The sequence below is a fragment of the Ruegeria sp. AB10 genome, assembly GCF_056542745.1.
Genome location: NZ_JBQGAI010000004.1, coordinates 68,641 through 81,550, shown reverse-complemented (window position 1 = coordinate 81,550; position 12,910 = coordinate 68,641). Strand labels below are relative to the sequence as shown.

The 12,910-nt window shown below is 58.3% G+C and carries 13 protein-coding genes; 6 read left to right on the top strand and 7 right to left on the bottom strand.

Going from position 1 to position 12,910, the window contains the following annotated elements; all coding sequences use genetic code 11:
• Positions 1 to 130: 130 nt before the first annotated feature.
• On the bottom strand, positions 131 to 1,726 hold the full coding sequence (locus ACR0NT_RS10020; protein WP_170674813.1) for a GMC family oxidoreductase N-terminal domain-containing protein: 1,596 nt from the start codon (positions 1,724 to 1,726) through the stop codon (positions 131 to 133).
• 108 nt (positions 1,727 to 1,834) lie between these two features.
• Between ACR0NT_RS10020 and ACR0NT_RS10015 the strand changes: the two genes are divergently transcribed.
• The 5 genes from ACR0NT_RS10015 to ACR0NT_RS09995 all read left to right on the top strand — a co-directional run bounded on the left by ACR0NT_RS10015 (position 1,835) and on the right by ACR0NT_RS09995 (position 7,108).
• Positions 1,835 to 3,073 (top strand): TRAP transporter substrate-binding protein, encoded by a 1,239-nt coding sequence (locus ACR0NT_RS10015; protein WP_170674811.1) that lies wholly within the window; start codon positions 1,835 to 1,837, stop codon positions 3,071 to 3,073.
• Between the two features lie 66 nt (positions 3,074 to 3,139).
• Entirely contained in the window at positions 3,140 to 3,805 is a 666-nt protein-coding gene (locus tag ACR0NT_RS10010; RefSeq protein ID WP_170674809.1) for a TRAP transporter small permease subunit, read from the top strand.
• Positions 3,805 to 5,163: a TRAP transporter large permease gene (locus ACR0NT_RS10005; protein WP_170448251.1), complete on the top strand. Its 1,359-nt coding sequence runs from the start codon at positions 3,805 to 3,807 to the stop codon at positions 5,161 to 5,163. Before ACR0NT_RS10010 ends, ACR0NT_RS10005 begins: the two co-directional genes overlap by 1 nt.
• Before the next feature lie 11 nt (positions 5,164 to 5,174).
• Positions 5,175 to 5,954, top strand: coding sequence for an IclR family transcriptional regulator (locus ACR0NT_RS10000; protein WP_170674808.1), 780 nt, complete (start codon positions 5,175 to 5,177; stop codon positions 5,952 to 5,954).
• A gap of 164 nt (positions 5,955 to 6,118) precedes the next feature.
• A complete protein-coding gene (locus tag ACR0NT_RS09995; protein WP_170674806.1) occupies positions 6,119 to 7,108 on the top strand; it encodes an aldo/keto reductase in 990 nt (329 codons plus the stop codon).
• 83 nt (positions 7,109 to 7,191) lie between these two features.
• On the opposite strand, the gene ACR0NT_RS09990 is transcribed toward ACR0NT_RS09995, so the two are convergent.
• A complete protein-coding gene (locus ACR0NT_RS09990) occupies positions 7,192 to 7,824 on the bottom strand; it encodes a dioxygenase family protein (protein WP_480443000.1) in 633 nt (210 codons plus the stop codon).
• 185 nt (positions 7,825 to 8,009) lie between these two features.
• Between ACR0NT_RS09990 and ACR0NT_RS09985 the strand changes: the two genes are divergently transcribed.
• The gene (locus ACR0NT_RS09985) at positions 8,010 to 8,438 is read left to right on the top strand and encodes a MarR family transcriptional regulator (protein WP_170448245.1); all 429 of its coding nucleotides are present in this window, start codon (positions 8,010 to 8,012) and stop codon (positions 8,436 to 8,438) included.
• A 42-nt stretch (positions 8,439 to 8,480) separates the two neighbouring features.
• Here the strand turns inward: ACR0NT_RS09985 and fahA are convergent, their stop codons facing one another.
• The 5 genes from fahA to ACR0NT_RS09960 all read right to left on the bottom strand — a co-directional run bounded on the left by fahA (position 8,481) and on the right by ACR0NT_RS09960 (position 12,908).
• Positions 8,481 to 9,731 carry a fumarylacetoacetase gene (gene fahA / locus ACR0NT_RS09980; RefSeq protein ID WP_170448243.1) on the bottom strand — a complete coding sequence of 417 codons (1,251 nt, stop codon included), beginning with the start codon at positions 9,729 to 9,731 and terminating at the stop codon, positions 8,481 to 8,483.
• 10 nt (positions 9,732 to 9,741) lie between these two features.
• A complete protein-coding gene (maiA, locus tag ACR0NT_RS09975) occupies positions 9,742 to 10,374 on the bottom strand; it encodes a maleylacetoacetate isomerase (protein ID WP_170448241.1) in 633 nt (210 codons plus the stop codon).
• An 89-nt stretch (positions 10,375 to 10,463) separates the two neighbouring features.
• Complete coding sequence (locus ACR0NT_RS09970; protein WP_170328687.1) at positions 10,464 to 11,009, bottom strand: VOC family protein; 546 nt, start codon at positions 11,007 to 11,009, stop codon at positions 10,464 to 10,466.
• 37 nt (positions 11,010 to 11,046) lie between these two features.
• Positions 11,047 to 12,363: a TRAP transporter large permease gene (locus ACR0NT_RS09965; RefSeq protein WP_170674804.1), complete on the bottom strand. Its 1,317-nt coding sequence runs from the start codon at positions 12,361 to 12,363 to the stop codon at positions 11,047 to 11,049.
• Positions 12,360 to 12,908 (bottom strand): TRAP transporter small permease, encoded by a 549-nt coding sequence (locus tag ACR0NT_RS09960; protein ID WP_480442998.1) that lies wholly within the window; start codon positions 12,906 to 12,908, stop codon positions 12,360 to 12,362. Before ACR0NT_RS09960 ends, ACR0NT_RS09965 begins: the two co-directional genes overlap by 4 nt.
• Positions 12,909 to 12,910: the final 2 nt, after the last annotated feature.

Below are 12,910 nucleotides of genomic sequence, written 5' to 3'. Positions count from 1 at the left end.
CGGCTATGACCCACAGGCCTTGGGAAACAGGTCGCATCACCGAATGGGACGGCTGAGTCGGGGTTGCAAGGGCTGCTATCCCCTGAGAACGGGGTGTTTTTAATGTCGTTCCGGTACGACGGCTTGTGTGTCAGGCCTCCGCCATTATCAGGTCGCTGGCCCTTTCTCCGATCATGATCGCTGGTGCATTGGTGTTGCCGCTGACAATTTCTGGCATGATCGAGCAATCGGCCACCCGCAGGTTGCCTATTCCATGTACCTTCAGTTTTGCGTCGACAACGGATGCCTCTGAGTGACCCATCGCGCAGGTGCCGGTGGGGTGGTAGATTGAGGCGGTGTTCGATCTGGCCCAATCCAGCGTGCCTTCGTAGTCGTCGACGCTCAGGTCTGCCGAGGGCCGAAACTCCTCTGAAATCTTCGAGGCCAGAGGGTTCTGTTTGGCAATTCTGCGCGCAATGTTCACGCCGTCGACGATGGTTCGGCAATCCGTTTCAGTAGACAGATAGTTCGGGATTATTTTGACGTGTTTGGATGGATCCGGGCCGTTCAAACGCAGTTCCCCCCGACTTTCCGGGCGCAGTTGGCAGACCGACATTGTAAAGGCTGAAAACGGATGCACGCCCTCGCCGGGGCTGTCGGCGGACCAGGGCTGAACGTGGAACTGAATGTCAGGCGTTTCTACATCCGGGCGGGTTTTCATGAACCCGGTGGCAAGGCTGGCGGCCATGGTCATTGGACCTGCACGAAACAGCGCGTATTTCAGGGCGATGCGCGCCTGATTGAACGGGCTTCGAACCTCATCATTCAGCGTTGGTTCATTGCATTTGAACACCAGCCGTGCCTGCAGGTGATCCTGCAGGCCCTTGCCGACGCCGGGCAGGGCGTGCAGCGGTTCGATGGCGTTTTCCTTCAGATGGTCCGGGTCTCCGATTCCCGAAAGCATCAGGATCTGTGGGGAGTTTATCGCCCCGCCGGACAGGATGATTTCGCGGCGGACCGTCAGGGTTTGTTCGACGCCAGAGCGATCCCGGTACACCAGACCGGTTGCCTTTTTCCCCTCAAGAACCACGCGTGTCACCAGTGCGTTGGTGATGATGTTCAGGTTTTGACGGCTCTGGATGGGCTTCAGATAGGCCACGGCGGCGCTGCACCGGCGGCCGTTGCGGGTGGTCAGTTGGAAATACCCCACGCCCTCTTGTTCCGCGCCGTTGTAATCGGGGTTGAACGGATAGCCGGCCGCCTGTGCGGCGGCCACCCACGCGTCGCAGATGGGGCGTTGGATGCGCATGTTCGACACGGACAAAGGCCCGCCGACACCGTGAAATTCATCTTCGCCGCGCTCCTGATCCTCGCAGCGTTTGAACAGGGGCAGCACGTCGTCCCATCCCCAGCCTTCATTGCCCATCTGTCGCCAACGGTCGTAGTCTTCTTTCTGCCCACGAACATAAAGCAATCCGTTCAGTGACGATGACCCGCCCAGCACCTTGCCGCGCGGCCAGTCGATGGAGCGCCCGTTCAGCCCCGGATCAGGTTCGGTACGATAGCACCAGTCGACCGAGGGGTTATGCATGGTCTTGAAATAGCCGACGGGGATGTGAATCCACGGATTGGTATCGCGGCCACCAGCCTCGAGCAGAGCAACGGTTGTGTTGGGGTCGGCGCTTAGCCGGTTGGCAATGACGCAGCCCGAAGATCCCGCGCCAACAACCGCATAATCCACTTCCATGACTGCCTCCTCCTCACGCCGTCGAAAAAACTCTATGCAAGATGCAAGAATTATACTAGCATTTTTTGATACAAAACGTCTCAATATTTGCAATCAGGGAGGTAAGCAATGGAGATCGGTCGGAAACTAAGTGGTATTTCGCGGCGGGATTTCTTCCGTGTTGCGGGGCGCTACGGCATGAGCTCGACGCTGCTGGCTGCAGGTGGGTTCGGGGGTGCGATGAGTCTGGCGAATCTGGCTCAGGCTGCAGAATCAACCTATGAAAAGCGCTTTTCGAAAGAGCCAAAACACACGCTGAAATTCGGCGCTTCGGGGTTCAACACCCGTAACCTGCTGATCGAACGCGCCGGTGCAATCGAGTTCGCGCGTGATCTGGAAGAGCGCACGGATGGCGAGATTCGCATCGAATTCATCGGCGACAATCAGATTTGCGGGCAACTGAGCTGTGTCGAGAAGACCCAGCAGGGGATCGTCGACATCTATGCCGCCTCGACACAGAACTCGGCCGGCGGTGCGCCTTATCTGAACGTTCTCGACTATGCTTACATGTTCCCCAGCCGCGCGGCGCAGTATCATTTCTTCTATAGTCCCGCGAGCCAGCGCATCCTGCGCGATCCTTTGGAAAAACGGCACGGGTTGAAGTTCCTGTTCACGCATTGCGAACTGCGCGGCCTGCAAATGGGATCGACATTTGCCGACAAACCGACCGTTACCAAGCTGGAAGAGCTGTTCGGCACCAAGAACCGCGTGACGGGCACGCAGCTGGGACGGATCGCGATGCAGCTGCTGAACCTGAACCCGGTACCGGTGGCGTGGGAGGAAACGCTGGACGCCCTGAAAACCGGTCTGATCGACGGGGCCGAAACCTGGGCCTCGGCCGTGGCCTATGCCAACATGGCGCCCGTGGTGTCGCAGTCGGTCAACCTGAAATTCTTCTGCGGGACCGAGCATACGTCTATGTCGGCCAAGGTGTTCGACAGCCTCAGCGGAGAATTGCAGAATGCGGTGATGGAATCCTCGTATTTCACACAGGCTTTAATTCAGGGCGCGAATGAAGCAGCGCTGCTGAACACCGTGGGCTTCTCGGACCCGCAACTGCCCAACACGATCTTTGCTGAAAACGACGTGCGTCCCGCCTTCCTGGCCGACGATCAGATCAAGCTGGCCGAAGAAATGTGCGCCCCGAACTACAACCCTGAGCCGTGGGAGCAGTGGCGCGAGCGTCTGAACAAATGGGCAGGCGGAATCGATACCTATCAGGAAATCTACGACATTGCGCGCGAGATCCCGGCAGACACCTTGCCGGAAAACGTCGAGCCGCGCCGTTGGTGGATGGGCGAGGCCTGATAAGCTTTGGCGAACCGGCCCTAAACAGGCCGGTTCCGGAACACACCGACTGGGAGGACGGGGTAGATGACGTTTTGGGCAGATATAGGCGCGATTTTCAGCGCCTTTCTCAGTCAGGATTCGTTCGAGATTCAATCCGCATTGGAATCCGACACGACTTGGGTCCTGGGGGCAGTGGTCTCAGCGATTGGCGGGTTCGTGATCATGCTGATCTATCGGTCAGTGCCCTTTGTCGAACGCCATCTGGAACGGTCAGTGATGGTGTATTCCTACCTTGCGATTGCTCTGATCATATTCTGGGGTGTGATCGACCGTTTCGTGTTCAACGATCAGGAGCCGTGGTCAACCACAATCCCGCCATTGCTGTTCATGGTCATGGCGTGGTTCGGCGCATCTTACAATGTCCGCCTGCGCACGCATCTCAGCTTCAGCGAGTTTCGCGCGGGCATGCCGCGCGGCGGTCAACTGGCGTGCCTGATCCTTGACGCGGTACTGTGGTTCATATTTGCGGTGATCGTCATCGTGACCACGTCCCGGCTGGTGGCGTTGTCGGCGTCGAATTTTCAGATCGTTCTGGGCACTGACAATATCATGCAATGGTGGTTTCTTTTGGCCGCGCCGCTGTCCTTCTTTCTGATGGTCGGGCGCGTGTTTCAGAACCTCGCGGATGATCTGCACAACTGGAAAACAGGTGAGCCGCTGATCCAGCAGGCCGTGATCGGAGGAGACTGATGACAGACGGTACCATGGTCACACTGATCTCGGTCGGGGTCACTTTTCTGTTCATGCTGGGCGTGCCGGTTCTGCTGGTGATCGGCTACTGGGTCATCGGCTGTTCGTTTGTGCTGGGCCTGACGCTGGACAATATGGGCGCCGAGCTGCTGAACGTGTTCAACAAAGGGTTCGCCCTGCTGGCGATGCCATTGTTCATCCTGACCGGCGATCTGATCAACAAGTCGGGCATCGCGAGGCGCCTTAGCGATTTTGCATATGCCTGTCTGGGCTGGATACGCGGCGGGCTGGCGATGGCATCCCTAGGCGCGTGCGGATTGTTCGCGGCGATCTCGGGGTCCAATTCGGCGACCACGGCAACAATCGGATCAATGCTGCATCCGGAGATGGTCAATGGTGGCTATGACGAACGGTTCAGCGCGGCCACCGCGGCGGCGGGCGGCACGGTTGGGATCATCATTCCTCCGTCGATTATCTTCATCGTCTATGGTTTCCTGATGAACCTGCCGATTTCCGAGCTGTTCGTGGCCGGTATTCTGCCCGGTGCATTGATGGTCATGGGGATGCAGTTCGCCTGTTGGATCATCTGCCGTATGAATGGCTGGGGTCATCTGATCCCGTTGCAGCTGAACCGCGTATTGAAAACCGCGTTCGGGGCGTGGCTTGGCTTTTTCGCCATCGGGTTGGTTCTTTGGGGTATTTATACGGGCAAATTCTCTCCAACCGAGGCGGCGGGTGTGACCGTGGGTTTCTGCGTGATTGCCGGGTTGGTCAGTTATCCGATCAACCGCCTGATGGGGGCTCGGAACGACATTCCGCCCACCGAAAAGAGCTTTGCCGAAATGTTCGTGGTCGAAGGTTTCACGATCCCCGAGATCCCGTCAATCGTGATCCGCTCGGCTCAGATCACCGGCATCCTTGCACCGCTGATTGCGATTTCGGTGGTCATGCAGCAGATCCTTTCCTTGCTAGGTGCGCAACAGACCATTGGGGATTTCGTGACCTCGATGGGGGGATACCATGCGGTTCTGTTCACATCGATGGTGATCGTCTTCTTCTCGGGCATGGTTCTGGAAAGCCTGCCTGTAACCATCATCCTGGCCCCGATCCTGGCCCCGATTGCAGCTTCGGTCGGAATTGACCCGATCCACTTCTCGGTGATCTTTCTTGTCGGGGCATCCATCGGGTTCATCACGCCACCCTACGGTCTGAACCTCTATGTGGCTTCGGGTGTGACCGGCGTGCCTTATTTCCGGCTGCTGCGGTATACGGTACCCTATCTGGTGGCGTTGCTGTCGGTGTGGATTTTGGTGTCGCTGGTGCCCGATCTGGCCTTGATCCTGTTGCCAAATAACTAGACTGTTGCAGGATGGCCGAGGCGGAAACACAAGACAAAGAAACTCAGATCCCAACCAACTTGCGCCTTCTTCTCATCCTTGAGGAGGTGGCGCGGCGCGGGGTCGCCGTCAAACCATCGGACCTGATTGAGACGTTGGGTCTGGCCAAGCCGACCGTCCATCGCCTGCTGCAAACCGCAGAAGCCGAAGGCTTCCTGCAGCGCGATCTGGACGGGCGCTCGTATGGCCCGGGGCACCGGCTGCGGCGGCTTTCGGTCAATACAATGTCGTCTGAACACCTGCGTACGGCGCGTCTGGCAATCTTACGCAGCGTAGCCGAAGAAGTTGGTGAAACCTGCAATCTCGCCATACCGGATAGGGAGGGAATGATCTACCTTGACCGGGTGGAAACAAAGTGGCCGCTGCGAATTCAGCTGCCGATCGGTTCTCAGGTGCCGTTTCATTGCACCGCCAGTGGCAAGATGTACCTGTCCACACTGCGGAAGAAAACGCTGGATGGGTTCCTTTCGGCAGGAAACCTGCGACCGCATACCGAACGTTCCCTGACTGATCCCAAGACGCTGCGAGCGGAAATTAGGCGCGTCACGGAGAATGATTTTTCTACGGATGATGAGGAATTCATGGCCGGAATGACGGCCCTTGCTGTGCCCGTTCGGGACGGGCAGGGCAGGTTGGTTGGCACGCTTTCGGTTCACGCCCCAACCCAACGTCACGATGTCAGCAGCCTGATGTCGTTCCTGGATATACTGCAAAAAGGGGCGGATGAGCTTTCGGCCGTGTTGGCCGAGTGACATTCCGAACCGCTGGTGCAGTTTTTCGACAGGGCTTCTAAAATACGAAAGGCCAAAGACAATTTGGCGGCCTATCGAAGAGTATTTCTGCACGTCCCTTGCGTGAAAGCCGACTTGCATGCAAAGCCTTTTACGTCAGTTTTCCCAGTCACAGGAATGACCAGATGCAAATGCGCAAACTTGGACGAAGTGGCCCTAGCGTCAGTGCTGTAGGGTGTGGGGGCATGTCATTCAGTGATTTCTACGGGCCTGCAACGGATGAGGGCTCGGCGGCGATTCTGGATGCATGTTTGGAATTGGGTATCACCCATATCGACACCTCCAATGTCTATGGTATGGGCCGGTCGGAATCTGTGATCGGCGATTGGTTGAAACAGCGCGGTGGCGAAAGCCCGTTCACCATCGCCACCAAGGGCGGCATCACCAGAAACCCCGATCAGCTCTTCAACAACGATCCTGCGCACTTGCGTGAAGCACTTGAGGGCAGTCTGACCCGTCTGGGCGTCGAGGCAATCGATCTCTATTATGTCCACCGCCGCGACGCGCGCTTTGAAATTGAGGACGTGGCTGAGACCATGGCCAGCTTTGTCGAAGAGGGTAAGGTCAAGGCCGTGGGCTGGTCCGAGGTGGCACCATCCTCTGTGCGACGTGCACATGCCGTGCACCCTGTGTCGGCGGTGCAATCGGAATATTCCCTGTCGACCAGGGCACCGAATCTGGGGCTGATCCAGACGTGTAAAGATATCGGAGCCGCGCTGGTGGCGTTTTCACCGGTGGGCCGGTCATTGCTGACTGATCGGCCACATACGATCGACCGCGTGGCTGAGATGCCGTTTCTGAAGGCCACGCCGCGGTTCAACGAACCCAACCTGAGTGCCAATGTCGCCCAGACTGAAGCGTTCCGTACGCTTGCATCCGACTTGGGCGTATCGGCTGCAACATTGGCCATAGCCTGGGTATTGCAGCGCGCCGAGCATGTTCTGGCCATCCCGGGCACCCGCAAGACGGAACACCTGCGCGAATTGGCAAAGGGCGGGGAACTGGTTTTGTCGCAAGACGTGCTGGACAAGATCGACACGATCCTTCCAGTGGGATGGGCGCATGGCGACCGGTATTCCTATGCTCAGTGGGCCGGGCCTGAACGCTACTGCTGAAGGCGCAAAAGGGGGGGGCTTTTGCACAGCGCGATTAAACCCGTTGGAACGTGGGATCTGCAAAAACCGTCAATTGCACCTGACTACGCAAGGGTAACATTGACGGTGGCTTCAATCCCCTTGGGTCCGGTTTCATAGATCATGGATACGCTTTCGGCCTGAGTGGCCGACAAGCGCCGAAACAGGCCGTCGCGACTGTTTTCGGAATTTCCGGCCTCGTAAAACTGCGTGGTCAGCCTTTCGCGCCCGGTTTCATCAAACACTTTCACATGGATATGCGGCGTGCGGCCGGGATATTTCCCCGGTTTGATCGTGCGGAAGGAATAGAACCCCTCGACACTGGTGACATCGTGGCCAAATCCTTGAAACCCCTGGTCATATTCTACAGCCCGGTCATCCCCGGTATGCAGGTATTTTCCGTTCATGTCACATTGCCAGATTTCGATTCTGTACCCGGCCAACGGATTGCCGGCGGTATCAATAATCCGTCCCTTAAGCGTAAAGATTTCGCCTCCGGCATCACGCACCAGACCCGAGATTTTCACGAGATCATTGTCGACATCAGGAAACCGCATGTCCGCTTCGGGGTAAAACGGACCTTCGCTGGCCCGCGGGGTTTGCGCCGCCGCTTCGGAGGATTTGACCAGCGCGACACTCCCGCCCAGAGCCAGCAGCCCGGTCAGCATTTTCCTACGTGTACCGATAGGCTGTCTCATGACCGCTCCTTTTGACACGTTCAAAGGTGCGAGCCGGGTGCGGCTGACACCGATACCAACAATATAGCACGAAAGCCCCTGCAAAGCCGTTATCAGCAAGCATTACCAAATTCGCGAAGAGGGTACGGGTTGTAGACAAACATATCGTTGCAGATGAAACGATATTGACTTATTCTGTGCAAAGTATGCAACTCGATGAATTTTTTCCATACCGATTGGCTGTGGCGTCCGAAGCGTTCTCAAGAAACCTTACAGACGTCTATGAGCGTGAACTGGGTCTCTCGCGAGAGGAATGGCGATTGCTGTTTCTGCTGGCAAACGCGGAAAGCATGACGTCTCTGGACCTGGCGCGGCGCACGACTCTGGACAAAGTGCAGGTCAGCCGGGCGGCCAAGCGCCTTGACGAAAAGGGGCTGATCCTTCGCGAGACCTCGGACGAGGACCGCAGAATCCGGGTCTATCGCTGTACCTCCGAAGGGTTTCGCCAGTTTCAGCATCTGGAGCCAAAGGTGCGGGAACAGGCCAACCGTATGCTTGACGCACTGACCCCCGAGGATCGCGAAGCGTTGGAGCGGGGTATATCGGCGCTGATGAAAGTGGCCAAAACCGACTGATCAAAAAAGGACAGAGGCCGAAAGGACCTCTGCCCGTTTCTGTCACTGCTGGTCGATGGCCGCAAGCAGTGTGCCGGTGCAGGGACCAAATCCGATCCGATAACCGTCGCCCTGTGCCGCACCGCGCAGGGTCAGGGTATCGCCGTCTTCCAGGAAGCTGCGCTCGTCTCCACTGTCCAGGGTCAGGGGCTCTTTGCCGCCCCAGCTGAGCTCCAGCAGGCTGCCGCGGTTTTCCTTTTCCGGGCCGGAAATCGTACCCGACCCAAGCAGATCGCCCACGCGCATCGGACAGCCGCTGGTCGTGTGATGTGCCAGTTGCTGGGCCGCGGAATAGTACATCTCGTCGTAGTTGGTGCGTGCGATGACCGTTTCTGCCGCACCGTCGGGTTTCAGGCCGATCTCAAGCGCGATGTCATACAGCATCGGGCCGGGCTCTTGCAGATAGGGCAGCAATTCCTTTTCACGCTCCGGCGTTGAAGTGCGGAAGGGGTCCAGCGCCGATTTGGTCACGATCCACGGGCTGATCGTGGTTGCGGTGGCCTTGGCCTGAAACGGGCCGAGCGGCTGGTACTCCCACGCCTGAATATCGCGCGCAGACCAGTCGTTTAGCAGGACATAGCCAAAAATCATGTCGTCGGCCTGTTGAACCGAAACTGGACCGTTCGAAGGTTGTCCAACGATCGCGCCCATTTCCAGTTCCAGATCAAATCGCCGCGACGGCGCAAAGATCGGCGCCTCCATATCGGGGCCTTTCAGCTGCCCCCACGGGCGGCGTATATCGGTGCCGCTGACCACGACCGAGGATGCACGGCCATTATAGCCGATCGGGATATGCAGCCAGTTGGGGGGCAGGGCGTTTTCAGGACCGCGGAACATGGTGCCGACATTGAACGCATGATTGCGGCCGGCGTAGAAATCCGTGTACTCGGCAACGTTGAACGGCATTGCCATCGTGACCGAGGCCATCGGTACAAGGTAGGCGGTCAGTTCGTCCTGACGGGCCGAACCCGCAGACAATGCATCGATCAGCATGGCGCGGAATTCACCCCAGACCTTGGCGCCTAGCGCCATGAAGCCATTCCAAGATCCGCTTGCAAACATGGACGCCTGGGGCAGATCGAGTTTGCCGTCCGCCTCCATCCGCGTGAGGTCGAGGATCATGTCCCCAATAGCCACACCACAGTGCAGCGCGTCCGTTTCGGTTCTGAATACGCCGTAGGGCAGGTTGTTGAGCGGAAAGTCGGTTGTGGCAGAGTTCGCGCTTTCGACCCAGGAGGGCAGGAGGTTTGTCATCGTTATACCTTTAAGCCGCGTCGGGCTGGTTTTCGGGGCGCGCGTCGTTGAACGCCGCTATGGAAAGGGCGCGCTCCTGGATTTCGAGAAGGCGGGGGTAGGGAGACATGTCAACGCCCCAGCGATGGGCGTTGTAGAGCTGGGCAACAAGGCAGATATCGGCAAGGTCGGGGCTGTCTCCGAAGCTGAACGCCGTGCCCTTTGGTAGCAAGGACTGATAGGCGGCAAAGCCTTCGGTCATCCAATGGCGGAACCAGTCAAGCTGGCCGTCGGCCGTAAGCCCCATTTGGGTCTTGAGGTGGGTCAGAACCTTGAGGTTGTTGACCGGGTGTATGTCCATTGCAATGGTCTGCGCGGCGGCCTGAACGCGGGCACGCTGCAGCGGTTCAGCGGGCAATAGCGGCGGCTCTGGCACCGTGGCATCCAGATATTCGATAATCGCGAGCGACTGGGTCAGAACGCTGCCGTCCTCAAGAACAAGGGTCGGAACACCCTTGCCGGGATTAAGGGCGGCGTAGTCGGGGGCGCATTGCTCTCCGGCGACCAGATTGACTGGGCAGGTTTCATAGCTGAGACCTTTGAGGTTCAGCGCAATTCGGACCCGGTATGAGGTCGTCGAGCGCCAATAGGAGTAGAGTTTCATGACCTCACCCAGTCGTTCCTTACGTACTGCCAATATCCGTCGGCAATCATGTCCCGCGCCAGATCGGACACCTGGCGCGGGGCAGTGCATCATGTGGTTTTGTTAAGCTCTTTGGCGTGCAGCCAGTCGGCGTGTTTCGGCGCCTTCTTGGTTTTCGACCAATCTTCGAGCATCAGCCATTTCACCTCGTCCATCCGGGCCAGCATCGCTTCTTCCTCTGGATCGGGGCAGGCCAGTTCGATCCGGTGGCCGGAGGGATCGAAGAAATAGATCGAGTGGAAGATCGAATGGTCGGTGACCCCAAGAACCTCGACGCCGTTGGCCTCGAGATGCTCTTTGAACTCGATCAAGGTTGCACGGTCTTTGACCTTGAAGGCAATGTGCTGCACCCAGATCGGCGTATTCGGGTCGCGGCCCATCTCGGGCTTTGTGGGCAGTTCGAAAAACGCCAGAACATTGCCGTCACCGGCATCCAGGAACAGATGCATGTAGGGGTCCGGCTCGTGGGTCGAGGGCACGTGGTCCTCGGCAATGGCCAGAATGAAATCCATGTTCAGCATCTTGCCGTACCACTCGACGGTTTCCTTGGCGTCTTTACAGCGATAGGCGACGTGGTGAATTTTCTCGATTTTCATCGTGTCCTCCTTTCCGAAGGGGTTAAGTCAGCGCGGTTCACATCAGCCCCACAAGCCACAGAGACAGTGAGGGGATGAGGATAAGCAGGGCCAGCCGCAGGATGTCGGCAATCCAGAAGGGCAGGACACCCTTGAAGATGGTCGCCAGCGACACGTCCTGAAGCACGCCTTTGAGCACAAAGACATTCATGCCGACCGGCGGTGTGATCAGGCTGATCTCGGTTGCGACCACGACTACGATGGCGAACCAGATCAGTGCGTTTTCGGGATCGAGCAGCAGTTCGTTGGCAAACTCCAACTCGAACATCAGCGGATAGAAGACCGGCACCGTCAGCAGGATCATCGACAGGCTTTCCAGCACGCAGCCAAGCACCATGTAGACCAGAATGATGAACACGATCACGGCCCAGACCGGCATTTCGTTGTCGATCACAAAGCTGGACAGCGCGTCGGGCAGACCGGCGAAGTTGATGAAATTGGTGAACAGCTCGGCCCCGATGATGACGGCAAAGATCATCGCCGTGGCGCGGATGGAATCCATCGTGGCGGCGAAGAACCCGCTCCAGGTCATGGACCGCAAGGCCACAGCGATCAGCACCGATGCGCCTGCGCCCATGCCCGCTGCTTCGGTCGGCGTGAAGAACCCGCCATAAATCCCGGTCATGATGAACAGAAACAGACCCAGCACGCAGAAGACGCCAACCAGATCGGTGCGGCTCATCGGTTCAGTGTTCTCTTCCTCGGGCGCCAACGCCGGGTTCACGCGGACCGCGACCATGACAGCGCCAAGATACAGCACCACGCCGATTATGCCCGGGATGATCCCGGCGATGAACAGTTTGGCGATGTTGGTTTCAGTCAGTAGCCCATAGATGATCAGGATCACCGAAGGCGGGATCAGGATGCCCAGCGTACCTCCGGCTGCGATCGACCCGGTGGCCAGCCTATCATCATAGCCAAACTTGCGCATCGAGGGCATCGCGACCTTGGACATGGTCGCAGCCGTCGCCAGCGAAGACCCGCATACGGCAGAGAAACCTCCGCATGAAAAGACCGAGGCCATGGCAAGGCCGCCGCGCAGCTTGCCGAACAGCCGGTCAGCGCCGGCAAACAGGCCATGGGCCACGCCGGATCCGGCCAGCACGTTGCCCATGAAGATAAACAGCGGAATGACCGACAGGCTGTAGGACAGCGCAGTGTCGAACGCCACTTGGCCGGTCATCGCCCAAGCCGGCTCCCAGCCACGCATATAGGCAAAGCCGAACCCGCCAACTGCTGCCATGGCAAAGGCAATCGGCACCCGCACTAGGATCAGCCCCAGCAGGACGGCAAAACCGATGAGCGATTCAATCATGGCAGAGCCTCCGGAGGGGTTTGATCGGTGTCACGCTGTTTCGGCGGCTGCAACCCGCGTAGAAAGGCGATGAAGGCCGAGACCATACAGGACACACCGGCCAGATAGCCGAATGGTGCCAGCGGGATCTCAAGCGCGTTGCTGACTGCACCGTCATGGGCGGACTTGGCCGCATGGGTAAACAGCCGCCAGGCGAAGGTGGCCAGCAGGGCCGCGGAAAACAGCCCGGCAAAGGCCGACAGCAGACGCTGGGTATGCTTGCCGAGAACCATGTTCAGCAAGTCGACTTCGATATGTTCGCGGCGCTCTGTGGTCAGTGGCAAAGCCAGAAAAACCAGAGCAGCCAGCAGAATTTCAGTCAGCTCGAATGCGCCAGCCAGCGGCGCATTCAGAAAGTAACGCCCGATCACATCCACACAGGTGATGAGAATGAGACAGAACAGGATCAGAGCGGCGCCAGCGCCAAGCGACCGGTCGAGCAGCAGCCCGATATCCAGCCCCTCTTCCGGGGGCTGGTCTGGGAAACGATGGCGAAGCCGCTCCATGG